This window comes from Actinomadura sp. WMMA1423, from assembly GCF_006547145.1.
Lineage (GTDB): Bacteria > Actinomycetota > Actinomycetes > Streptosporangiales > Streptosporangiaceae > Spirillospora.
On the sequence record NZ_CP041244.1, the window covers coordinates 466,559 to 489,477 of the forward strand.

The 22,919-nt window shown below is 69.6% G+C and carries 23 protein-coding genes and 2 pseudogenes; 3 read left to right on the plus strand and 22 right to left on the minus strand.

Translation table 11 applies throughout. The annotated features are described in order from the left end of the window. Positions 1-233: 233 nt before the first annotated feature. The 9 genes and pseudogenes from FKD65_RS45310 to FKD65_RS02355 form a co-directional block, all read right to left on the minus strand. A pseudogene (locus FKD65_RS45310) lies at positions 234-530 on the minus strand (lytic transglycosylase domain-containing protein); the annotation flags it as partial. A gap of 63 nt (positions 531-593) precedes the next feature. Further along, positions 594-4,679, minus strand: a pseudogene (locus tag FKD65_RS46520) (NlpC/P60 family protein); the annotation flags it as partial. Between the two features lie 48 nt (positions 4,680-4,727). Next, entirely contained in the window at positions 4,728-5,111 is a 384-nt protein-coding gene (locus FKD65_RS02325; protein WP_141575837.1) for a hypothetical protein, read from the minus strand. A 68-nt stretch (positions 5,112-5,179) separates the two neighbouring features. Next, positions 5,180-5,602: a hypothetical protein gene (locus FKD65_RS02330; protein WP_141575839.1), complete on the minus strand. Its 423-nt coding sequence runs from the start codon at positions 5,600-5,602 to the stop codon at positions 5,180-5,182. A gap of 143 nt (positions 5,603-5,745) precedes the next feature. Next, entirely contained in the window at positions 5,746-6,348 is a 603-nt protein-coding gene (locus tag FKD65_RS02335; RefSeq protein ID WP_141575841.1) for a phage tail protein, read from the minus strand. 75 nt (positions 6,349-6,423) lie between these two features. Then, positions 6,424-6,837, minus strand: a complete 414-nt coding sequence (locus FKD65_RS02340; protein ID WP_141575843.1) for a hypothetical protein — start codon at positions 6,835-6,837, stop codon at positions 6,424-6,426. 27 nt (positions 6,838-6,864) lie between these two features. Then, positions 6,865-7,251: a hypothetical protein gene (locus FKD65_RS02345; RefSeq protein ID WP_141575846.1), complete on the minus strand. Its 387-nt coding sequence runs from the start codon at positions 7,249-7,251 to the stop codon at positions 6,865-6,867. 2 nt (positions 7,252-7,253) lie between these two features. Continuing rightward, the gene (locus FKD65_RS02350) at positions 7,254-7,634 is read right to left on the minus strand and encodes a hypothetical protein (RefSeq protein ID WP_141575848.1); all 381 of its coding nucleotides are present in this window, start codon (positions 7,632-7,634) and stop codon (positions 7,254-7,256) included. A gap of 1 nt (position 7,635) precedes the next feature. Further along, on the minus strand, positions 7,636-7,980 hold the full coding sequence (locus FKD65_RS02355) for a head-tail adaptor protein (protein ID WP_168220910.1): 345 nt from the start codon (positions 7,978-7,980) through the stop codon (positions 7,636-7,638). 203 nt (positions 7,981-8,183) lie between these two features. Between FKD65_RS02355 and FKD65_RS02360 the strand changes: the two genes are divergently transcribed. Beyond that, on the plus strand, positions 8,184-9,458 hold the full coding sequence (locus FKD65_RS02360) for a PIN-like domain-containing protein (protein ID WP_141575853.1): 1,275 nt from the start codon (positions 8,184-8,186) through the stop codon (positions 9,456-9,458). Here the strand turns inward: FKD65_RS02360 and FKD65_RS02365 are convergent. From FKD65_RS02365 to FKD65_RS02400, 8 genes are all read right to left on the minus strand, one after another. Then, positions 9,414-9,812 carry a hypothetical protein gene (locus FKD65_RS02365; protein WP_141575855.1) on the minus strand — a complete coding sequence of 133 codons (399 nt, stop codon included), beginning with the start codon at positions 9,810-9,812 and terminating at the stop codon, positions 9,414-9,416. The two genes, FKD65_RS02360 and FKD65_RS02365, sit on opposite strands and share 45 nt — an antisense overlap. Next, on the minus strand, positions 9,812-10,210 hold the full coding sequence (locus tag FKD65_RS02370) for a hypothetical protein (protein WP_141575858.1): 399 nt from the start codon (positions 10,208-10,210) through the stop codon (positions 9,812-9,814). The genes FKD65_RS02365 and FKD65_RS02370 overlap by 1 nt, the downstream gene beginning before the upstream one ends. Beyond that, the gene (locus tag FKD65_RS02375) at positions 10,207-10,548 is read right to left on the minus strand and encodes a hypothetical protein (RefSeq protein ID WP_141575860.1); all 342 of its coding nucleotides are present in this window, start codon (positions 10,546-10,548) and stop codon (positions 10,207-10,209) included. Before FKD65_RS02375 ends, FKD65_RS02370 begins: the two co-directional genes overlap by 4 nt. 144 nt (positions 10,549-10,692) lie before the next feature. Further along, positions 10,693-11,283 carry a hypothetical protein gene (locus FKD65_RS02380; RefSeq protein ID WP_141575862.1) on the minus strand — a complete coding sequence of 197 codons (591 nt, stop codon included), beginning with the start codon at positions 11,281-11,283 and terminating at the stop codon, positions 10,693-10,695. Next, the gene (locus FKD65_RS02385; protein WP_141575865.1) at positions 11,280-11,753 is read right to left on the minus strand and encodes a hypothetical protein; all 474 of its coding nucleotides are present in this window, start codon (positions 11,751-11,753) and stop codon (positions 11,280-11,282) included. Before FKD65_RS02385 ends, FKD65_RS02380 begins: the two co-directional genes overlap by 4 nt. A 3-nt stretch (positions 11,754-11,756) precedes the next feature. Further along, the gene (locus FKD65_RS02390; RefSeq protein WP_141575867.1) at positions 11,757-12,818 is read right to left on the minus strand and encodes a major capsid protein; all 1,062 of its coding nucleotides are present in this window, start codon (positions 12,816-12,818) and stop codon (positions 11,757-11,759) included. A 54-nt stretch (positions 12,819-12,872) separates the two neighbouring features. Beyond that, positions 12,873-13,802 carry a hypothetical protein gene (locus tag FKD65_RS02395; protein ID WP_141575869.1) on the minus strand — a complete coding sequence of 310 codons (930 nt, stop codon included), beginning with the start codon at positions 13,800-13,802 and terminating at the stop codon, positions 12,873-12,875. Positions 13,803-13,905: 103 nt separating this feature from the next. Then, positions 13,906-15,519 (minus strand): phage portal protein, encoded by a 1,614-nt coding sequence (locus FKD65_RS02400; RefSeq protein WP_141575871.1) that lies wholly within the window; start codon positions 15,517-15,519, stop codon positions 13,906-13,908. Between the two features lie 619 nt (positions 15,520-16,138). Here FKD65_RS02400 and FKD65_RS02405 point away from each other — a divergent pair. Then, positions 16,139-16,855, plus strand: a complete 717-nt coding sequence (locus tag FKD65_RS02405) for a DUF3800 domain-containing protein (RefSeq protein ID WP_168220911.1) — start codon at positions 16,139-16,141, stop codon at positions 16,853-16,855. Positions 16,856-17,093: 238 nt separating this feature from the next. Here FKD65_RS02405 and FKD65_RS02410 read toward each other — a convergent pair whose 3' ends face one another. From FKD65_RS02410 to FKD65_RS02430, 5 genes are all read right to left on the minus strand, one after another. Next, positions 17,094-18,377, minus strand: coding sequence for a PBSX family phage terminase large subunit (locus tag FKD65_RS02410; protein WP_205718517.1), 1,284 nt, complete (start codon positions 18,375-18,377; stop codon positions 17,094-17,096). Positions 18,378-18,560: 183 nt separating this feature from the next. Continuing rightward, positions 18,561-19,112, minus strand: a complete 552-nt coding sequence (locus FKD65_RS02415; protein ID WP_141575876.1) for a hypothetical protein — start codon at positions 19,110-19,112, stop codon at positions 18,561-18,563. A 6-nt stretch (positions 19,113-19,118) separates the two neighbouring features. Further along, positions 19,119-19,565 (minus strand): P27 family phage terminase small subunit, encoded by a 447-nt coding sequence (locus tag FKD65_RS02420; RefSeq protein ID WP_141575878.1) that lies wholly within the window; start codon positions 19,563-19,565, stop codon positions 19,119-19,121. 132 nt (positions 19,566-19,697) lie between these two features. Beyond that, the gene (locus FKD65_RS02425; RefSeq protein WP_141575881.1) at positions 19,698-20,408 is read right to left on the minus strand and encodes a hypothetical protein; all 711 of its coding nucleotides are present in this window, start codon (positions 20,406-20,408) and stop codon (positions 19,698-19,700) included. Then, on the minus strand, positions 20,395-21,105 hold the full coding sequence (locus FKD65_RS02430) for a phosphoadenosine phosphosulfate reductase (RefSeq protein WP_141575883.1): 711 nt from the start codon (positions 21,103-21,105) through the stop codon (positions 20,395-20,397). The genes FKD65_RS02425 and FKD65_RS02430 overlap by 14 nt, the downstream gene beginning before the upstream one ends. A 326-nt stretch (positions 21,106-21,431) precedes the next feature. Between FKD65_RS02430 and FKD65_RS02435 the strand changes: the two genes are divergently transcribed. Next, positions 21,432-22,178: a DUF2786 domain-containing protein gene (locus FKD65_RS02435; RefSeq protein WP_141575885.1), complete on the plus strand. Its 747-nt coding sequence runs from the start codon at positions 21,432-21,434 to the stop codon at positions 22,176-22,178. Positions 22,179-22,919: the final 741 nt, after the last annotated feature.

Here is a 22,919-nt window from a genome sequence, read left to right on the forward strand (position 1 = left end):
ATCTTCCCGACCGAGCTGGTGAGGTCCTTGGTGAGGTCCTTCAGGTCCGCCTGGACGGGCTTGAGCCGCGCCCGCGACGGGGTCCCGGATGCGTACCCGTGCGCGATCTGCCGGCCGATCCGCATCGACTCCTCGTGCGGGTAGACGGTTTCGCCGCCCTTGAAACGGACGAGCTCGGGGCCTTCCTCACCGACCCAGGCCAGGCCGGGCGCCGCACCGTTGGTGCCGCGCGCGTACCAGCCGGTGCGCTGGGAGTGCCGCCACGCCCCGGCCGGGGACCCGTACCGGCCGTGGATGTAGCCGAGCCCCCAGTTGATCTGGGTCGCCCAGTTCGTCATCCAGTCCCGGCCCGCCGACGCCATCTTCTCGGGTGGGAGCGCCTGCGGGATCCCGTACGCGCCGCTGCTCTTGTTGCGGGCGTTCCAGCGCCAGCCGGACTCCCGCTCCCACAGCGAGTTCAGCGGGGACCACTGGTTGGCGCCCCACCCGAACTCGCTGAACTGGGCCCTGGCGTACGCCTTCGGGGTGCCGCCGCCCCAGCCGACCGGCGCGCTGGACCCGATGTGCCGGAAGGTGCCTCCGGACCGCCACGGCGCGTACCGCACCACGTCCCCGGTGCGGGGGGCGTGGATCAGCGCCTTCGACCCGCCCATGCCCGTGACCATCATGACGTGGCCGGTGTGGGGGAAGAACAGGTCTCCGGGGACCGCCTGGGCGCGGCTGGTGGGTGTGCCGGACGCGATCTGGTCGTAGGTGACGCGAGGGATGTTCACGCCGGCGGCGCGCCATGCCGCCTGGGTGAGGCCCGAGCAGTCCCATTGGTCGGGGCCGGTCGCGCCCCACCGGTACGGTTCGCCGAGCTGCTGCACCGCGAACTGGACGGCCTTGTTCCCCGGTCCGCTGGCCAGGGCCTGCTGGATGAGCCCGGCCGCGATCGAGGTCTGACCAGCGGCGTAGGTGATCGCCCCGGCCAGCATCGACGCGTTCGCGCGGGTGGCCTTGGCGAGCGCCACCGCGGCGTCCTGGTCGTCGTAGCGGTAGCTGCGCTTGTACGACGCCGCGGTCAGGGTTTTCGGGATGCCGCCGCCCGCGTAGCCCGGCGGGGTCCAGGACTCGGCGCCGCCCGGCAGGGTCCATGCGGCCGGCTTGGGGATCCCGCCGCCCGCGTACCCCTTGCCCTTGTAGATCGTGCCCTTGTTGCCCTCGTCGTTCCACGCGGCGAGGGTCGGCAGGTGCCGGGCGGTCGCCACGGCGTTGATGACCATCTCGCCGGGCGAGATGCGGGTCAGGAGCCCGTCGCCGCGCGGGTCGCCGGGCCCGGCGATGTAGCCGCCGCCGGCGTGCCCGAGGATGGGCCCGAGCAGGTTACGGAGGGCGGGGTTGCCCTCGTACAGCTTGTCCAGCCCCTTCATCGACATTCTGCCCTTGGCGTTCACCGTCACGTCGGTGCTGGCCTTGGGTGGGATGTGCAGGAGCTGGTCGACGTACTTCTTGGCCTCCTTCCGTGAGCCGGTGAACTTCTCGGCCATGTCGATGAGCTGCTCGCGCTGCCTCCTGAGCCGTGCGAGGTTCTTGTCGGTGACCTGGTTGTTGTTCACCAGCTGATCGCTGTACTGGTTCAGGACCCGCGCGGCGTTGATGATCTGCTGGCGGTTGTCGAGGGCCGCGCGCGAGTTGCCGGCGAATGCGCGTCCGTTGCGGTTCAGCGCTTCACGGCCCGAGTTGAGCGCGTTGCTGAAGTCGATGATCTCCTGCTGGGAGGTCATGAACCGGTTCGCGTTGACGGCCAGTTCCCGGTTCTGCGCCTGGAGCCGGGAGTTGAGCGATCCTGCCGCACCGCCGCCGTAGTACAGCAGCCGCGTGTACTCCGGGAGCAGCGCGTTGATCTCGTTGACGCCCAGGCCGTTCCTCTTCAGCGCCGCCGAGAGCTGATCGAACGCGGCTTTCGCCTCGCCCGCGCGGCCGTTCTCGGCCAGGCCCTTCAGCGCCTGGTCGAGGCCGCGGTAGTTGTTCTTGATCTGCTCGGTGATGCCCGCCTGCCCGTACAGGGCGTTGACGATCGTGGAGCCCCAGTTCGCGATCTGCTCGCTGGTGGTCGGGTCGGTGGCCTTGCGGGCCTGCTCGCCCAGGTCGCCGAGACCGTCGCCGAACTGGCGGAGCAGCGGGTCGGTCATCTCTCCGGTACGGCCGAGCTTGACCAGCGCGTCAGCGAGTTCGTCGGCCCGGGGTTTGGCGTCTTGCGCTGACCCGGCGAAGTGGTTGATGGCCTGGCTCGCGGCATAGAACGTCAGCAGGATCCCGGCGGCCTTACCGAGCCCGAGGAGCGCGGTGCGGGTGGTGGCGGCCTGCGCCGACACCCCCATCATCCAGGCGCCCACGCTCCGCAGGATCGCCCCCAGCCGCAGCATGCCGGCGCCCGCCGCGCCTGCGGCGGCGCCCGCTCCGGTGAACCCGGCGATGAGGCTGGTGATGCCGAGCATCCTGGCGGCCTTCGCCGCGATCAGGAGCGCGGCCCCGTACTGGAACAGGATCGGGGTCTGCTCGGCGAGGGCGGCGGTGCCCTCGGCGAGGGGCTTGATCCCGGCCGTGTACACCATCGTGACGGGCGCGACCGCTTTGCCGACTTCCAGCAGCGCATGGCCGATGGCGCCGACGTCCTCGGCGACGATCCGGCCGTTGGCTCTGGCGTAGTCCATGAAGTCGCGGAACCCGCTGGAGCCGGCGAGGGACTTCCCCCAGTCCTCGAACCTTTGGGCTCCCGAGTCGAAGACGTCGAGCACGTCCTCGACCTCGGGGATGAACGCGTTGAGCACGCCTGCCATGCCGGTGATGGTGTGCCCGAAGATGCTGCCGAACTGGACGATCGCGACCGGCGCCTCGATCCCGACGCCCTTGATGAACTCGGTCCAGAACTCGCCCTTCAGGCCGGCCTCGGCGCGGTCCAGCAGGACGTCGAACGCCTTGGAGGCGCCCTTCACCAAGGGGGTCGCCCGGTTGAGGTTGCGGCCGATGATGTCGAGGCCGCGGCCGAGGACGGGAAGGGCGTCGGGTTCGAGGTCCCGCACCCACGCCTTGTAGACGCCGCGGAACTTCTCCCAGTCGTCTAGGAGCCCACGCTCGGCCGGGGACAGCGTCCCCATCACCTTGGTGAGCTTCTGCTGCGCCGCGGTGTTGGTGTTGGCCGCGGCGGCCGCCTGCCGCTGCGCCATCCGGTCTTGGATCTGCAGCGCAGTGATCTGCCGCTGCGCGTCTCCGACCTGCTGGAGCGCCTGGGTGAGCTGCTGCTGCGCCGACTTGACCTGCTGGGACCCGTTGATGCCGGCGCGGTCCGCGGCGGCCTTGTCCTGGCGGAGCCGCTTGGTCGCCAGGCGCTGCTCGTCGAGCTGCTGGAGCGCCTCGTCGACGGCGAGCTGCGCCTGCTGGCGGGCCAGCTCGGTCGCCTTGGGGTCGGCGAGGGTCCGGTCGAGGTTCTCGCGCGCCTCCTGGAGCTGGAGCGTCGCGCTGCGTTCGGCGAGCGCCCCGGACCGCACCTGGTTGGTGAGGTCTTCCATGGCGCGTCGCGCGTCGCGGCGCGCCGTGGTCAGTGCCTCTTCGGCGGTGCGGGCCTGCGCTTTGGCGTTGGCGACCTGCTGTTCCGCGCCGACCATCTGGAGGGCGCGCAGCCGCGCCTGGTCGGCGGTGTTGACTCCCGTCGATGTGGAGGTGTTGACGGCGTCCTGGACGGCTTTCTGCGCCTGGAGCGCCTCGGCGACCTTCCGGACGCCGGGGATCGCGACGGCGGCGAACCCGGCCGCGCCGGCGGTCGCCGCGGTGAACCCGGCCGCGAGCGCACCGATCCCGGCGGCGAGGCTGGTGCCGAGCGGGATCGCGGTGATCGCGGCGAGTTGCAGGGCTAGGCTCCGCAGCTGCCCGGACGCCGCGCCGGTGTTGACGCCGGCGTTGAGGTTGATGCCGCGAGAGAACAGCCGGTCGGCCTCCTGCCGCAGCAGGAGCAGCCGCGCCATCGCCGCGGCGGTGTCGAGGTCGGCGTTGATGGTGACCTGGAAGGGGCCGAGTCCGGCGATCCGCTGCCGGACCCTCTCCAGGCTCCATTCGTCGAGCTTGACCTCGACGATCGCGCGGGCCTTGCCGATCGTCGCGAGGCGGCGGCGGACGAGGGCCTCGCTCCACTCATCGAGCTTGACGCTCACCCCGACCTGGACGGGTCCGAGTCCCGCGAGGCGGCCGCGGACCCGGTCCAGGTGGTAGGGGTCGAGCTGCGGTTCGATCCGGACACCGACAGGGCCGATGTCGGCGATGCGGCGCCGCGCGCGGGTGAGGCTCTCGCTGTCGACTTCGACCTTCGCCTTGACCGTGACGGGCGGGATCTGGACGTTGCGTAGCCGTTCCTGAAGCTCGGTCTTCAGTTCGCGTGCGAGTTCCCGGCCGGCGCGGCGGCCGACCTTCCCCGCCTCCTCCGATACCCGGGCGCCGGACTTGCGGACCGCCTCGACGACGTCGCCGACGACGAATCCTTTCTTGGCGCCCTCGGACATGGCCTTGCCGAGTCGCCGCCCGAGCTTCGCGCCGACCTCGGTGACCGTGCCGTCGAGCCGGTCGTGGATCTCCCGCCCGAACTGGGTCGGGTTGATGCTGGGCTCGATCCGCATCCGAACCCGGCCGCCGTCGTGATCGGCCATCGCGCGCACCCCCTTTCCCGTTCTGCTCGTGGGCGGGCGCGCGGCCGGTCAGCGGCCGAACGTCGGGCGGAGGTTGTGCGTGCCGGGCGGGGGCCGGAGCGTGCGTAGGTAGTCCATGCGGGCCGCCTGAACCCGTTCGGCCTCGGCCGCCGCGGCGGCCTCCAGCCGCTCCGCCGCGATGTCCTCGCGGGTGCGGGGCGTCCGCACGGGCGAGTACTGCGGCACGTCACCTTCGAGGCGGAACCCGATCCACGCGATCTGCAGGAGGGTTTGGAGGTAGGTGGTCTGCGCCGCCTGCATCCACTCGGCGTCGCCCCAGCGGCGGTCGTCGACGATCCCGGCGAGCCGGGTCTTGACCGCGGAGGTGGCCGGGAGCCACTCCCACATGCCGTACAGCTCGATGAGTGGGATCTTCTGCTGCCGCCAGTCCACCAGGACCTCGCTGCCGCGGCCGGGGAAGAAGTGGGAGAGGTCGGCGTGCAGCAGCGGCCCGTGCTCCTCTACCGCGCGGAGGAGCTGCGCGACTTTCCCGCCCCGCTCGGCTTCTTCCCGGTCTTGGCCTTCGCCGTCGAGGCGGCCGCGTCGTCGTCCTCGTCGCTGTTCTCGGCGCCGGGCGCCACCTTCAGGACCTCGGTGATGATCTCGACGACGTCGCCGGTCTGGAGGCCGAGGCGCTCGAAGGCCTCCAGCCGCTCGGGCTCCTCCGGCCACGTCTCGCTGATCGCCAGGCGCAGGACCTCGATGTCGCCGGGGTAGTCGTCGCCGTACACCTTCTTGGTCAGCTGCTCGGGCCAGAACGACATGTAGGGGATCTCGACGATTTCGCCGTCGAGGCCCTCGATCGGGTAGCTGTCGCCGCCGAACGCTTCGGCGCGCTCCCGGCGCCGTTCGGCGAGCTTGTAGACCTTGCGGGGCTTGGTCATGAGGTTGCTCCTCGCGGGTAGCGGGCCGGCGCGCGGCACCGGCCCGGGTTGGTCAGGGGTCGCGGGTCAGGGCGGGGGTGGTGCAGTGGCCGGGGGCGCCACCCGCGAAAGGACGCCCCCGGCCACTGGTCGGTGGCCGGGCGTCAGGCCGGGATGGGGACCTTGGAGATCATGCGGCGCACCGGGGTGCCGCCCGAGACCGGCACCATCGCGGTGAAGGTCAGGCCGTAGGCGTGCAGGTTGTCGGCGTTGTCGGTGATGTTGTCCCGGTCGGACACCTCGGCGCGCGGCACGATGTAGCGGAAGTGCCTGCCCGTCTGGGAGTCGATCACGTCCAGGCCCAGCGCGATCGAGATGATGCTCGCGGTCTCGGGGTCGTCGAACGCGACGCCGGCGTCGGCGCCGGTCCCGATGACCTCCATGTCGGCGATCGGCACGCTGTAGTACAGCTGGAGCGCCATCGCCGTGGTCTCGGTGAGGGTGAGCTTGAAGGTGGTCGTGCGGTCCTTCGGCTCGCGGCGGATCGGGCCGGAGATGCCCCACCCCATGTGGGTGACCATCTCCTGCGCGAGCGCCTCGGTGAGCCCCTCGTCGGTGATGATGCCGGCTTCGCCCCATCCGGTCGGCCACGTCGAGGTCAAGTCGGTCGGGGCCGTGGTGCCGATCGCGGCGAAGTAGGCGTACCCCTTCGAGCCTGCGCTGACGTTGTTGGTGTTGCCCATCCGCTCCTCCAGGTGTGCGGGCATGAAAAAACCCGCCACGTGTGGCGGGGTCGGTGTTTGCTCGCGGGTTGGCCAGGGTTCGCGGGTTAGGCCAAGCGTTCAGGTGAGGCGCAGCGGCACTGTGGCGGTGACGCCGAGCCGGGTGATGTTCTGGGACACATCCGGGCGCGGGGACGGCCCGGCCAGGTTCTTGACGCGGCCAGCGACAGCGCCGTGCGCGCGGTAGCCCTCGATAGCGGTGAGCGCGGCGATCAGCCGGGAAGCGGTCCGGGCGCCCTGCTCCGGGTCAGCGGCCCAGACGTCCAGGTCGAGCGAGGGCTCATCGCGCAGGTACCCGTCCGACCACGTCCACCCGGTTCGGGTACCGGGGCCGCGGGTCACATCGACGATCGGGAGCCGCACGTCGAACTCCTCGGCGGGCGGGAGCCGGTTGCACGACCAGACGCCCTCGAGTACCTCGGTGAGGTAGTCGACGGCGAAGAGTTCAGCGTCGGGCCACTCGACCAGCTCCACGCCGCCTCATCCCCTTTCCGCTCCGCGCTACTGGGGGCCGCCGAGCGCCGCGCCCGGGTCGGGGTCGGGGTCGGGGTCGTAGCTGGCGATCAGCGCCGGCTTGGACGCGGCGCGGGCCTCGTTCTCGGGCATCCCCTGCCTGATCGCGTAGTCCACCCATGCGCCCTTGGGTGCTGAGCGGTCCGGCTTCACCACGAGCGCGCCGCCCCTGTCGGTGTCCGGGTGGCCGTCCGGCTCGGCCGCGCCGCCGGCGCTGCCTTCCTCGCCGGGGGTGTGGGTGTCGGCGCGGCGGCACAGGCCGTCCTGGATCAGCATCGCGGCCTGGTCGTCGTCCTCGACGGTCACCTCGTCGCCCGGCACGTGCCGGCGGCCGTTGATGGTGCACCAGAACGCCACATGAAGGTCGGTGGCCACGATCACGCTCCTATTGCTGCTTGGGTGGCAGCGCCCGTGATCACACGGAACGCGAGCGTGCCGGGATGGTTGACCCGCGCGACCGGATGTTCGGCGCCGAGCCAGAACAGCGCCTTCGCCGTGCGCGGGGTGATGACGTGGGGGCGTGTGCCCCACTCGACGAATGGCGCGTACGAGGCGTCAGTGTCGTTGCCGTACTGGACCCACCGGCCCGCGCCGTCACGCACGATCTTCACGGTGGCCACGAGCCGCGCCCAGTTGACCGGGCACGCCTTCACCGCGGCGGCCTCCGCGGCCGCCGCCACGGTGTCGACGGCGTCCTGGACGCCCTCGGCGTGCACGAGGTTCGCGAGCGCCTGGTAGTCGAAGTCCCAGTCCGCCACGTCAGCCTCCGGTGACGTGGGTCGCGGTCAGCTCGACGTGGTGTTCGCCGCCGCCGGTCGGGTCGGGCCACCGATCCGGGTCCCCGTCGACCTCGTAGGCGTGGCCCTTCCACTCGATCCGGTCAGTCGCGACCACGTCGGTCCCGGCGTGCAGGAACACCCTGATCCGCGTGATGATCCGGTCACGGCCGCCGTCGGTCGCTTCGCTGCTGCCAGCCGGTTGGACATTTGCCTCGACCGTGGTCCGGGCAGCACCGGGCCCCCAGTCGAGGGTGATCGCGTTGCCGTACCCGACGGCCTTGACCGCGCGGACGATGGTGACCAGGTCGGTCACGATAGGGAGCACGCGTCCTCCTCTCCGCCCTGGTATGGCCACCTCAAGGGCAGCCCACGTGCGGCACGTGAGGATGTCGCTCCAAACTCCTCACGCCTGAGTACAGCTGTGGGTGGCCCCACCCAGCGCCTAGAACTGTTCCTACGGGCTAGTCACGTTGGTCGACTAGGAGAAACCCAATGCGCGCAGTGAGTACAGCGTTCTACGCTCGTCCTGTGACCAACGACCCTCCACGTGACAGCGCATCAGCCACCGAAGCGTCGTCGCTCCGCACTCTCTTCCCTTGGAGCTTCGGAGCGCCCCAGGGCGACCAACTCAAACGGTTCTTGACCGACGGACTGGTGGTGTTCGACACCAACGCTTTGTTCGATGCCTACCGACTAAATCCGCATGGCCGCTCCGAGTTCCTCCGTACGCTCAGCCTCCTCGGCGATCACTTGTGGGTACCACATCGTGTTGGTGAAGAGTTTTTGAAGAACCGCCTTACCGTGATCAACGAATGCGCCGGCGCCGTCACCAAGACGACGAACGATATCGGCACATCATTCAACAAGATCAAGAGCGCAATCGAAGACTTCGGTGGTCGGCGGAGCCTTAAAAAAGAGCAGATCGACGAGCTCGTTAAAATTCTCAACGAGACTCGACAAAAGATATCTACAAAGATTGGAGAATCCTATCAGTTCGACCTCAAAGCAGCCGACTGCTCTTCCGAAGACCCTATCCTGTCAGAGCTAGAAAAATTGTTGGCAGGGCGAGTAGGGCCGCCAACTAAGGACATACAGAAGGCGCGAGAAGAAGCTGCTTACCGTTATGAGCGCCGCATCCCGCCCGGCTACGGTGATGCATCGAAGCCTGCCGAGCAGGCCATAGGCGACTACGTGCTGTGGGTCCAACTGCTCCGCGAGGCCAAGCGTGTTCCACGCCCCGTCCTGTTCGTGACCAACGAGAAGAAGAAGGCGGAGGACTGGGTTATCCAGCAACCTGGCGGCCGATCACCGCTGCCCCGCCCAGAGTTGTCAGCTGAGCTGTGGGAACACGCTCGCGTTCCGTTCCATATCGTCGACGTTCGCTCGTTCTTGGAGCTAGCGAACCAATTTATCAACGCCCAGGTCAGCGACGAGACGATCGAGCAAGCATGGACGATTGATCAAGCTCGGGCGACTTCCACTGAGCTTGATGAACAGGAAACACTTTCGCCTGACCCTAACTCCGAATACGAAGCATTGGTACAGCAATCGGAGCGACTCCTCGGTCGACTGTCTAGGGTACAGAAGATCCTCAATGAACACGAGGCGCAACTAGCCGATGCCCATGAAGGCAGCAAACTGGCTTACCGAATAAGCGGAGCCATCGAACGGTATCGACGCATCCAGGCGAAGTCCACAAAGCAGCTCCACGTACTACACAAACGGATCTCAGTTCTCGAAGATGACTATTGGGCCGAGTCAATAAATTCGCGAACTGACGAGCAAGAGTCGTTCGACCCTTAGGATCGCGATAGCCCGGTCACTGTATTTCGAGGACTTTCGGGTTCCGCTCTCGGAGATGAGGCGGTTGCGGGAGTAGCCCATCGACCCGACGTGGACGCTGGTGAACTGGGATTTTCCGCCGGTCTCGTCGCCGCACTCTCGAATGTAGTGGGCTTGGGCGCAGGTGGCGCGTATGATCGCGGCCTTGACCTTCGGGTCGGTGGGTAGCTCGTTGGCATCGACGTCGTAGACAGCGCCGATGAGGAGTTCGTCGATGTCCTCGGACGCCTGCTCCAGGTGCCGTTCGGCACCTGGCCAGACGGGGATGGTGTTGAGGAACTCCGCGAGATCGCCGGTTGTTGCGTACGCAACCATTAGGGGCCTGTCGTGAGGGGCCGGGCCGGGGCCGGCAGGCGCGCCGGCCTCGCCTCGGGCAGCCTGGTCATCCGGCTCGCGCCCGTAAACGACGGCACGTGGTCCTGGGCCTGCTGGTTGCGGGCGGCAGCGAGAGCCGCCAGCGCCCGTCGGACGAGCTGGGTGAGCTGTGCGGGCTCGGGGTGCAGGTCGGCCGAGATGATCGGGTCGTAGAACAGCCACTCCCCCAGCGCGAGGGACCGCACCGACAGGGAGATCCACAGCATCGGCGTCGGCTGCGCCCCGGGCGTCTGCTGGTGGATGATCTGGACCTGGTGGTCGACCTCGCAGCCGGCCAGCGCCGCGTGCCCCTCGATCACGGCCATGACGACCTGCTCGACGCGGTCGGTGAGCCTCATCGCGGCATCTCCAGCAGCACCACGTCGACGCTGGTGACGGCGGAGAAGTCGACGAACATCGTGTCCTTGCCGCCGGGCTGCTCGTAGTCGTCGTCCCACGGCCCGAAGAACGCCGTCGTGCCGGCGGCGACCGCGGTGGGCGGCGACGTCACCGACAGGCCCTTGACCTGGCGGCCGATCACGGGGGTGACGTTGATCGAGGAGGCGGAGCCGTTGGTGACCATCAGGAAGCAGCGGCCGGTGTTCCTGAACGAGACACCGTCGACGGACGGGGTGACCGGCGCCGGGACGACGCCGGTCGCGGTGAGCGCGGTCGCGGTGAGGACGGTACGGGCCATGGGAGGGGCCTCCTGAGGCATTCGTGGCCGAACAAGGGGTGTAGGGGTGCCGGGCCCAGCCCGCCGGGCACGAGGCCGGACGGCTCGGGGGTCCGTGGAGGCGCAGCCTGGTCAGGCCGAGCCCGGCACGTTCAGGGGCTCGCGTCAGGAGACGACGACGAGCGGGATCTTCGCGACCGCGGTCTGCGTGCCGGTCGTGGCGGGGGCGGTGGCGCCCAGCCCGGACCCGAACGTGAACCCGGCCGCCTTCGACCCGGTGTGCACGGTCGCGGTCGAGGCGCGCGCCGCCGCGCCGGCCAGGGTCTGGACGGTCGCGGCGGCGGCCGCGGTCGCGGCGATGTACCAGCCCGCCGACTTGATCTTCACCGGGCCGCCAGCGAGGGCGAGGCGCTTGGTGGTGTCGGCGCCCCACGCCGCGTCGACCTGGTCGGCGGTCTGCGCGAGCAGTTCCCCGTCCGGCGAGTAGAGGGCGTGCCACCAGTGCGTGTACGTCGCGCCGGCGGTGGCGCCGGAGGTGAACGCCAGGTTGGTGACGAGGTCGCCGCGCGCCAGCCAGATCCGCGTGCCGATCGCGACCCCGGTGCCGGTCGCGGTCAGGTCGGCCGAGGCCGCCCAGATCGGGATGTTGGTGCGCGCGAACGTGGTGTCGCGGTCGATGCCGGGCAGGGCGTTGAACGGGTCGTCGAAGACCGGGGAGTCGGCGAGGACTCCGGTGTATCGGCCGTGGACCGTCACGGGCCGACCTCCCTCTGCTCGTACTGGTCGACGAGCTCGACGAGCTCGTTCTTGGTCTTGCCGCCCAGCTCCTCGTCGGTGGCGCCGAGCTGCTTGGCGTAGGTGGTCCACGCGGCGACCGGCGCGTTCTTGGCCGGCTTGCGCAGCGGCTCACCCGGGCCGTCCTCGTCGGTGCCGCTGGGCTTGGCCGTCTCGGCGGCCTTCGCCGCCGCGGCGGTGAGGGCGGAGGCGTCGAAGCCCTCGCCCGTCCCGTCCCCCGTGGGCTCGTACGGCTCGCCCTGGCGCTGGGCGGCGGCGTCGGCCGGCTTCCCCGCCGACTCCGCCACGGGGGTGATCTTGTAGTCGTGGCGGCGGAAGTAGGCCAGCTCCGCGCGCTGGTCGCTGGTGACGCGGGCGCGGCCGTCGACGAACGTGACGGCTCCGACCGCGCCGTTGTACCCCTTCAGCGGGGTCTCGACATCGAACTGCATGGGTCAGACCTTCACGTTCCGGAACACGCCGCAGGCCCTGGTGTTCTTGAGCACCGGCGCGACGGGGCCGAACTCGACCTCGCCGGACTTGACCGCGCCGCTGGTGGTGTAGTCCGGCAGCCACGTCTCGACCAGCGGCACGCCGGCCATGGACGCGCCGTGGAAGGAGTCCATGCCGAAGCACACGGCGTAGATCTCGGTCAGCCCCGACACGACCGAGCCGCCGCCGGCGCCGTCGGGGTCGCGGGCCTCGATCGGGATGATCGGCGAGGCCCCGTCGAGGCGGTCGCCGATGTCCACCAGGACCCACGGCCCGTAGGTCTGGATCTGGCGGCCGAGGTCGTCCTTGGACTCGGTGAACTGCCCGGCGCGGCGCGCCATGGACTTGATCCGCGTGATGGAGCGGGTGTTGCCGAGGATCGCGCGGACGCCGGGCGGGAGCGCGCCGGGCGCTCCCAGGTCGATCGACCCGACCGTGGACGGGACGAGGCGGGACAGGAAGTCGTCGAACTCGTCCAGCTTCGTCAGGGCCTTGTCGGCGGTGTCCACCGACGCGGACGTCCAGTCGGTGTACATCGCGGCGCCGCCCGGGAAGTACTCGGTGGCGGTGCCGGTGAGGGCGCGGTCGAGGCCGTCGAAGCCGTCGACGTCCTCCTGCGTGGCCGGGTCGCCGAGGATGAGCGCCTGCTGGAACCGCCCGCGGGTGCTTGCGAGCAGCTGCTGCATCTGGAAGTTCACCTCGGTCGTGGCGGGGTTGCCGAGCCGGGCGATGACCCGGTCGATGGTGACCGCGCCACCGAGCGGCACGAGGTCCACGCTGAACCGCTGGCGCTTGGCCTGGCCGGGCGTGTACTCGGTGTTCAGCCGGCGGAAGTTCGCCGGGGCGGCCTCGATCAGCCGCGTGTAGGCGTAGGTGAGGGACGAGCCGCCGCCGGTGCCGGGCGTGACCGTGTCGTCCCAGACCATCTGGTCCAGCAGCCACGAGTAGCGCCGGAAGTTGTCGATGACCATGTAGTTGACGTCGGCGTCCGCGTTCACCTGCGCCTGGGCGAGGGTTACGGGCACGGTGTTCTCCTTCGGTTCACAGGCCAGGCGTTCGCGCGCCCCCGGAGGTGGGGGCTACTTGCCCTGGCTGTAGTGCTTGTTGAGGGCCTCGCTCATGGAGGCGGGCCGCCTGCGTGCCGGCTTGGCGCCGGTGTTCATCTCGCCGCCGGAGCGGTCCGCGCCGCGCGGCTTGGCCTTGCGGAGCCGGTCGTTCTTGTCGACGGCGGTCTTGATCGCCTCGGCGATCTTTTCGCTGAAGTCGTCGGCGTCCGGGTCCAGCCCGGCGACGCTCTTCAGGAATCGGGCGCTGTCCAGCAGCGCCCGCGGGTTGCCGTCGTGGTCGTCGGCCGCGAGGTACACCGCCAGCTGCGTTGCCGCGTCGCGGTGCTTGTCCATGTAGGTGTCGGCGCGCTTGCGTTCGTTCTCGGTTTCGGTGTTCGCCGCCTCCAGCCGGGTGGTGAGGTCCTTGGCGACCTCTTCCGGGGAGGGCGGGGTGTCGTCCTTCTTCAGGCCGAGGGCCTTGGCCAGGGCGTCCATCTGCTTGGCCTGCGCGGCCTGGATGTCGTCGAGCTGCTTTTGCAGCGCGGCCTGGCCCTTCTCCGCCTGCTGCCGCTTGGTCCGCTCCTGCTTGTAGTCCTCGCGGATCGCGGCGACGGTGCGGGCGGTCTTGTCCGGGTCGCTGCGGCGGTTGCGGCGCCGGCCCGTGTCCCGGTCCTTGCCGGCGCGGTCGTCGTCGTTGCCGTCGTCGTCCGGGTCGTCCCGGTCCGCGTCGCCGTCATCGTCGTCGTCCTGGCCTTCGCCATTGCCGCCGCCCTGGCCGCCGGTGTCGCGGTCGTCCTGGCCGCTGTTGTCATCCTGGCCGCCGCCGTCGTCCTCCGCGCCGCCCAGGACCGGCCACACGATCCGGCCGGAGGGCAGTACGCCGACCGCACGGAGCCCGGTGCGGTCGTGGATGGGCAGGGCCGACACGTCCGGCAGGGTGACCGCCGTGGTGGTGGTGTTCATGCAGGGATGCCTCCAGGGCACGCGAGACACCGGCCCGCGCCAGTCGGGCCTGTCTCTGGATGGGGTTCGGGGCCGCGCCAGGCGGCCCCGCTTTCCGGGGAGTTCAGGCTCGGGAGCCTGCGGGTTCGGGGTCGTCCTCGCCGCCGGTGTGCCGGGCGGGCGCGGGGCGGCGGGGCGGGGCGTCGCCGGCGTCGCGGGCGGCGGGGAGCTGGTCAAGCGGCGAGGGCACCTCGGCCTTGATCCGCTCGACCTCCTGCAGCACGCGGGGCTCGTCCCAGTCGGGGTGGACCATCTCCACCCGCGTCCGCAGTGACACGGCGCGGGCGGACACCAGCAGGGACACCGTCTGTGCAGTGTCGGCGGGGTCGGGGGTGATGCCGGGCGCCCACTCGATGCTCGGAGGCTGGGGGCGCAGTCCGCGCCGCTCGAACACGCTCTCCTCGATGGCGAGCATCGTGTGGTTCATGTGCGCGAGGACCGGCCGCACATAGTTGATCTTGTGGGCTTTGGTCTGGAACGACTGTTCCTTGCGGGCCTGGACCTCGGTCGCGGTCAGCGCCGTGTCGGCCACCAGCCCGAACGACTGGGCCGAGTAGCCGGCGGACCGGACGATCGTCTCCAGCAGCGACTGCGTGGTGTCCTGGTGCTCCTGCACCCGAATCGCGAACTGGACCTCGTTGATCAGCTGCTGCCCCGACATCGGGGGGATCTCGACCGGCGTGAACACCTCGCGGTCCAAGTCGAGGTAGGCGCCCTGTCCGCGGCCCTCCGATTCGAGCAGCGCCCGGTCGGCCATGATGCGGGCCTTGCCGAGCCGGATGTCGCGCATCCAACTCGTCCACGCCTCGTCCAGGGCGTCCATGAACGGCTCGACACCCTGGTAGTCCGACCGGCCCAGGCTCACGCCCTCCGGCAGGTTCCGCCAGATCCGGTTGGGTCTGATGTTCGGGATGTAGCCGACGGTCAGCAGGTCGATGCCGGTCGGGATCGCGTCGCCGTCCTCGACCAGGCCGGCGAGCGGTGCGGTGTCCCCGTAGTCGCCGAGCGACGCGAGCCTGCCGAGGCTGGTGGGGGTGCCCTCGTACACCTGGTGGCGGATCACGCCCGGCTCGTGGGTCTCCAGGTGCCGGACGACGCTCTGCTGCCCGTCGTCGGCGATCACCGTCCAGAACTGCACCTTCCGCAGCCGCCCGTACCGGAAGGTCGGGATGGCGCAGTCGGGCTGGACGACGCTGAGCCAGGGCTGGTCGGCGATGTCTCGGTCCCAGGACGTCCGCAGGTAGACGCCGCCGAGCGCGGATGCGGTCTCGGCCGCCTCGCGGAGGGTGGCCTGCATCCCGTCGTCCTGGAACTCCTGGAGCCGCTCCGTGGTCGCTGCATGATCGGTCTTGAGCGTGAGGGGGTCAGCGAACAGCAGGTTCGCGCTGACGACGGCGATGTCCGAGGCGATCGGCATGTGCAGCTTGGACCGCGTCTCTCCTTCGGGAGTGGGGCGGCCCCAGAACATCCGGGCGAGCGCCCCGACGATGCCTCCCCGGTACTGAGATGGCCGGTTCAGGGGGCGGCGGCGCGGCCAGTTCGGCGGCCGGACCGCGGCCGCGCCGGTTCCGCCGTACACGTACTCGAGGTCGTCCGGTTCCCCGGTCCACCACGCGGACCAAATGGCCATGCGGTCGTGGACGGGCACCAGCTCGGGAGGCGGCCACACGTCGGGCATGCGAGATCAGGCCCCCTTTCGTAGCTCGGGGCCTGGTGAGGCCGCAAGGGTTCAGCGGGTGGCGCGATTCCGCAGGTGGCATCGGCGCGAGCTGCTGCGCGGGCTGGCGGATGCGTTGTCTGGGTCGGCTGTGCGTACCCCCATCGCTCGACGAGGGCCCGCCCCGTGCCTCGTCTGCTGGGAGGTCTTCGTCAGGCTTAGCGGGGCAGCAGTCCCCGGCATGTTCCCCGGTCCCCCAGGCGAGCGCTACCGGGTTGCCGTTGCCTGGATTCAGGACATCCGATTCACGATCCGAAGTTCACAAGATCGCGACACGCCGACGCGACCAGGAATTTTACACGCTGTCGCGTGTTCGATTGCGGACGCTGTGTAACGGACAGTCGCTCCATGCACTGGACACGCCCACTTGCAGCCCTGACTCAGGGCGGTAAGTCCGGTTTGTTCCTGCTCAGATGAGTGTTACCTGCGGTAACGCTCCGTGGTAAGTAAGTGGGGGCCGTCGCGGGGGACGTGGAATGATCGATGCGCTGAAAAGCGAGGGCACGATCAAGCAGGTGAGCATCCCATGCACACGACGGCACAAGACCCCGTCGCGCCCCAGGGGCGAACGCTTGCGTTCATGGACGAGGCTGGACAGCGATCCCGGACCCCCAAGTCCAGCGACCACTTCGTCATGTCCGCGGTCATCATCGATGACGAGCATCTGGCCGAGGCCTCTGACTGCCTCGCCAAGCTCCGAGTGGATCTCGGGCGACGTCCTGACGATCACCTCACCTGGAAGAACCTCCGCGGGCACTCGCTACGTCTGCACGCCTCGCAGGTCCTCGGCCAGCAGCCGTGGCTCACCATCTCCAGCGTGGTCGTGTGCAAGCGGCACATCACGCAAGGCATCGAAGGGATCGATGACGATCTCGCCTACCTGTACACGGTGCGCTACTTGCTGGAGCGTCTCTCCTGGCATGCTCGGGACCGGAGTCGGCAGTCGTCCTACACCCTCGCGCACGTGATCCGGTTCAGGATGGAAAAGCTGCGCGAGTATGAACGGCTGCTGCGAGCGGATCCGGACTGCAAGATCGCCTGGACGGCGCTCGACCCTCGCGGCGGGCAGCTCGACCAGCCGCAGCGCTTGGAGTTCCTCCAGCTGGCGGATCTAGCGGCGTCTGCCACCTTCGCTGCCTTCGAGCCCGATCACTACGGCAACACAGAACGCCGCTACCTGGAGAACTTCTCAGAGCGTCTCTACCGCCGAGGCGAGAACTTGACGTCATACGGGCTCAAGATGCACCCGTGGTGCTCAAGCACGAAGGCCGCCTACCCGTGGGTGGCGGCCCTCTGAGCACGTCGGCCGGCTTAAGCCGCTCTCGCGGGTGCCAGTGTTTCCAGTGGCAGACGACCGCCCGTGCATAACTAGGTTCTACCAAACAACCCCGACAGTCAACGCTAGTGAAGCGTTTCACGTAGCCCAAAGTGACTACATCTTTTGACCTTCCTGGGTCTACCGTCCCACGGCCCAAGTTCTGACCGAAGTACGCCAGCGACCTTAACCTTCCGCTGAACTCTCCCCCACGCCCCGTTTAGGCTGCGAGCACGAGGTGCGGGCGCCACAAGAACTCGGTGGTCTTCAGCCCGTACCGGCCAGCGTCCAGCGAGTGGTCCTCGGCCTTGATCGGGGCGTCGATGCCTTTCTCGGCCTGGTCGGGGTCCCAGGTGTAGGCGGGGGCTTCCTCGATCCAGCCCTTGCAGGACTCGTGCACGCGGAGCAGGTCCGCGGCGAGCAGGGACGACACGAGCCGGATCCCGTCCAAGACCGCGTTGTCGGCCAGGGTGGGGCGGACCTTGTCGCGGTACAGCTGCGTGATGAACGACGCGGCGGACGGGTCGACCACCCAGTAGCGCGGCTGGACCCCGCGGGTGGCCAGGCCGGGGACGGGGAGGTTCGCCGCCCAGTCCCGCAGCCGCGCCGAGTACTCGGGGTCGGTGAGCTGTCGGCGGGTGACCTTGGCCTCGTACCGCCACTCGTTGGTCAGGTAGAGGCGGCCGTCGACACCCAGCCCGATCATCTCGGCCGCGAACGGGTTGCTCGTGCCGTAGTCAATCCCGCAGGCGGGCCACATCACGATCTCGGGCAGCGCGGACACGACATGCCGGTCCTGGTCCCACATGTCGTAGACGCTGCCCTCCGCGACGCACCACTCACCGAGGATGAAGCGGCGGAACCACAGGCCGACGTGCTCGCGGCGCAGGTCGTCCTTGAACTCTTGTGCGAGGAACGGGTTGTCGTCCAGCACGAAGTGCCAGGACCGCATGTTCAACGAATTCTCGCGGAGCATGAACCGCTTCCGCAGCCAGTGGCTCGGCCCGTCGGGGTTCGTGGTCGCCAACAGGCGTGCACCCGGCACGCGGATACGAGACAGGCACATCGTCCAGAACGACTCGGGGATGAGGGTCGCTTCGTCGATGTAGATCAGCCCGGCGGTCGCGCCTCGAATGCGGCCCTCCGCGCGGACGTCGGACGCGCCGACGAGGTGGACAGTGCGGCCGAAGATGTGCGCGACGGTCGAGCCGCGGGTGTGCTCGACGTACTTGGCGAGCGGCCCGAACGGTCCGGCCGGCTGCATCAGCACCTCGATGATGTTCCGCTCGACCGTCTGGAGGGTGCGGCCCACGCAGAAGATCAGCCCGTTCTCGGGGGCCTGCGCGACCGCGATCAGGAACGCCACCAAGGAGGCGATCGTCTTCCCGGAGGAGACGGCGCCTTCCCACAGCGAAATCTTCACCCGCTCGGACTCGATGATCGAGCGGATCTGCTTGCGGGACATCACTCCCGTGACGCGCTCCAGGTCGACAGCGGCCGGCACTGACACCCCCGTCCTGGCGCAGCGGTCAGACGGTGAGCGGTGCCCCGGGCCGAACGCGGCGCCGAACAGCTCCCCGCGAGGGCGCTGGGTGCCGGGTTTCCGCAGGCGGCTCGGATGCGACCTGCGGAAACCCGGCACCCTCCATCAAGGTTGGGAATGGGCGTGTTGCCGGTGGCTCCCCCGCTAGGGTTCCGCCGGCGCGTCCCCGTCTCCGTGCGCTTCCTGTGCCTCTTGGGCTTCGATCGCGTCGTAGGTCAAACCGAGCGCTGCCCGGAGGTCCCCGATCATCGTCTTGCCCTGCTGGGCGCCGTCGCCGGTGTTCGCGGCTTCGAGCTTCATCGCCTTGTCGACCGCAATCGCCAACGCGGTGTAAGCGGCCTGCTGATCACGAAGCGGTGGAAGCTTCGTGGTGACCAGTTCCGTGCCGGCTGGCCCCGACACGATCTGGGTGTAGGGCTCCCATGCCCGTCGCCGAAACCGTTGGGCGTCGGCGTACAGGTCGATGAGGAGCTGGGCGCGGGCCGCCTCTGCGTCGAACTTCTTGGCCTCGCGCGCACGCGCGGTTTTGTGGTTTGACCGGTCAAATGCACGCGTGAGTCCGGCGGCTTTGGCGATGTTGGTGACGGTGCCGACGCTGACGTGGTGCTTGCGCGCTATGGCGTTGCGTGCGAGCTTCCCGGCCTTGATGTCCTTGAGGATCTTGGCTCGGGTGTCGTCGTCGATACGTGGAGGCACACGGTCTCACCCCTCTACCAGGTGGGGCAGCGTCCGTGGCCGGTCGGTGCCGGCTGGTGCTGCGGTGCGGGGGTCTGGGAGGAGGCCGAACAGGTTGGCCCATCGGTGGATGGTGGTGTCGGCGCGGTCGCGGATGGCTAGGGCTGGGTTGGGTGCCAGTCCTTGGCCATCGGCGATGAGTACACCGGCGGTTTGGACCATCTGGTCGGCCTCGGCGTAGGTGGCCAGCGCGTTGCAGTAGAGCGCGAAAGCGGAGGCCGTGCCTGGGGTGAGTGTTCCGGGGGCTGTGTGCGGCGCGAAGGTGTGCCACAGCGTTGTGGCGTCTTCGGACAGCCACTCGGGCGGGTCGACGGGGACGGGCCCGGGTTGGGATTGGGTGTCCCCGTCGACCAGCTCCAGCGCGGCTGCCTCTGCCTGGGGGGCAGTGGGCGGTCTGGTGCCGCGCTTGGGCATCGAGTTAGGTGCCCGACGCCCTGCCTCGGCCGGGCGACGCGGCGCGACGGGACGGCGGCGGCGTGCTGTCGCCGCTGCCTCGCCGACGGAGGCCGGCGAAGGCGTTGCGGATGCGGTTTCGCATCAGGGACCTCACTTCCCTAGGCGGATCTTCAGGGTGCTCGCGGCCTGGTGGCCGTCGAGGTACTTGTCGCCGAGGATGTCCAGGCCGGTGTCGGCGAGGAACTGTTCCTTGGCTTCGCGGGAGGGGAACACCACGGCGATCCAGTGCGGGGAGTCCAGGACGCTGGTGGGAGCGGGGTCGGTGTTGTTGAACGCTTCGCGGAGGGCGGTGAGCTCTTCGAGGCATTCCTGCTGGAAGCCGCCCTGGCCGGTGAGCCCGGCGAGGGGGTCGGGGTGCGGGCTGGAGGTGAGGCGGTCGGTGACCGATTCGCCGGTGGCGGGGAGGGCGCGGGCGGCCAGGAGGGCTTTGGCGCGGTCGCGGGCGCTCTGGAAGGTGGTCTTGCCGGCTACCTCGGCGAGGCGCGGGCCGGAGATGTAGCGGCCGTCGGGGGTGATCCCGGCGGCTCGGCAGAAGCGGGCCGGGTCCTGCGGGTCGCGGAAGCACAGGGCGAGCCAGAACTCGGAGTCGGTGGCCAGCCGGAACCGCTCGTCCTCGCGGCGGGCGCGGTCGCGGAACCCCTGGCGCTTCTCCAACTCCTCGGGGGTGGCGTCCTCGTCGCCGGGCCGCATCTGCGGTTCGTCGGGCTCGGCCTGGTCGGTCTGGTCGGCGGGGGGCGGCGCGGTGGCGCCGCGGCCCGACAGCATCTCCAGGCGGCGGCGCACCTCGTCAGAGATCGGCACGGTAGGTATCCGTATCTGCGAGTGGGAACCAGTCCAGCACTCGCTGGTAGTCGTCGGGCGCGTAGGTCTTCATCTGGGCGAGGAACCGGCGGTCGAGGCCGTCGAAGGATCGACCGAACCACAGGTAGTCGGGCGGGAGTCGCACGCCGGCGGTTTCGATGGCGCCCATGACGTCGGCCTTGCGCCAGTCCCAGACGACTTTCTGGGTGTGGGCGGTGGTGTTGATGGGGCCGTGAGATTTCAGGGCCATGCGCCGGTTCGGGGAGTCCGCGGCGCGGACTCCGTCGCACACCCATGCGTCCTCGCCCAGGCCGTAGTGCTGGCGGACGAGGTCGTTGAGCTCGCGGTAGGTGTACTCGGGGAGTCTGGCCGCTTCGATGACCTGGCAGCGTTCGGGCGGCTGGAAGGTCAGCGCGTTCAGCCACCGGTACAGCGAGGGGTGCGGGAGGTTCAGGATGGGCTCGTCGCAGCCGAACCAGTCCGCGAAGTAGTCGAGACTCTCCTCGACGAACCGCAGGCCGGGGACGAGGTACAGGTGGTACGGGATCACCTGGACGCCGGCGTCGCGGAGGGCGAGCCATGCCGCGAGGGAGTCCTTGCCGCGGCTGAAGCTGAGCAGGACCGTGCGGCCGGCCTGGGCCAGCTCCTGGCGGAGGGTGGCGGAGGGAGTGACTCCCTCAATCTCAATCACTGGCATGTCAATATTCTTATCATGGCTGGTTGGGATTGTGGAGGGTTGATCGGAGCCTTCCGGCTCTCGGCCCCGTAGGGGGTGTGGAGCGGCCCGGAAGGGGGTCCCGGCATCTTCCCCAGGGTTTCCCTTGTGCGGCCCTGCCTGTTGCCAGGAATGACGGAAAGACGGGATGCGGTACGGCAGGGGGTGGCACGGTCGGTGCGGCGGGTACCTGTCCTGGTCAAGGCCTACTTTCCATGTTGAGCTTGACATGATTATTGGATTGCCATAGTGTTCTGGTCATCGGCAGGGACACACGGTCCCGGCCACCACTACCCGGAGGGCCCAACATGGCCAAGGACTACGTCGGCACGATCAGGGCGCTGCTCAACAAGGCGGAGCACCCCAACACCCCCCGCGAGGAGGCGGAGGCCCTGGCCGCCAAGGCGGCCAAGCTGATGAAGGCCAAGGGCATCGAGGAGGCCCAGATCCGGGCGGCGCGAGGGGACGCCCCCGAGGAGGTCACCCTGCTCATCCTCGAACTCCCCACCGAGCACGAGACGGTGTTCTTCGAGACCGTGTACCCGATGCTCAAGGCCATGGGTGCCGAGGCGCTTTGCGACACCTACAGCGGCGAGATGACCGTGGTGGGCACCCGCTCCCTGCTGGCCAGCATCGAGATCCTGATCTCCAGCGTGCAGCTTCAGATGGTCGGCGCCGCCAACAAGGCGGGCGACGAGCACGAGGCCAAGCTCCGCCGCCAGCACCGCGACTGGTCCGAGGACCGGATCGCGGATGTGACCGACCAGTGGGTCTGGGACTACATCCGCGGCTACGGTCTCGGACTCGGCGACAAGATCCGGGCGCGGGTCGGCGAACTGGCCGACGAAGCCCCCGGCAACGCCCTGGTGCTCCGGACCGAGGCGGATCGGATCCGCGACTGGTACAAGCAGAAGTTCCCGCACACCGGCAAGCTGAGCACGCAGCGCGTCAGGAACGGTGACGCGATCGCCAAGGGCAGGCAGGACGGGCGCAACACCGACATCGGGGACGCCCGGGTCAACAGCCCCAGCGGTGTCCGCCGCGCCATCGACTGAGCCACCGGCTCCCACCCCCGGCAGGGTCACCCTGCCGGGGGTTTTGCATGCCTGGCGACGGCCACCGTGCCGGCTACTGGTCCAGAGCTGCCGGACGGCCCTGCCGGGGCGGTGTGCAGCCCTGCCGGACGGCCCTGCCGGGGCGGTGTGCAGCCCTGCCGGACGGCCCTGCCGGGGCGGTGTGCAGCCCTGCCGGACGGCCCTGCCGGGGCGGTGTGCAGCCCTGCCGGACGGCCCTGCCGGGGCGGTGTGCAGCCCTGCCGGACGGCCCTGCCGGGGCGGTGTGCAGCCCTGCCGGACGGCCCTGCCGGGGCGGTGTGCAGCCCTGCCGGACGGCCCTGCCGGGGCGGTGTGCAGCCCTGCCGGACGGCCCTGCCGGGGCGGTGTGCAGCCCTGCCGGACGGCCCTGCCGGGGCGGTGTGCAGCCCTGCCGGACGGCCCTGCCGGGGCGGTGTGCAGCCCTGCCGGACGGCCCTGCCGGGGCGGTGTGCAGCCCTGCCGGACGGCCCTGCCGGGGCGGTGTGCAGCCCTGCCGGACGGCCCTGCCGGGGCGGTGTGCAGCCCTGCCGGACGGCCCTGCCGGGGCGGTGTGCAGCCCTGCCGGACGGCCCTGCCGGGGCGGTGTGCAGCCCTGCCGGACGGCCCTGCCGGGGCGGTGTGCAGCCCTGCCGGACGGCCCTGCCGGGGCGGTGTGCAGCCCTGCCGGACGGCCCTGCCGGGGCGGTGTGCAGCCCTGCCGGA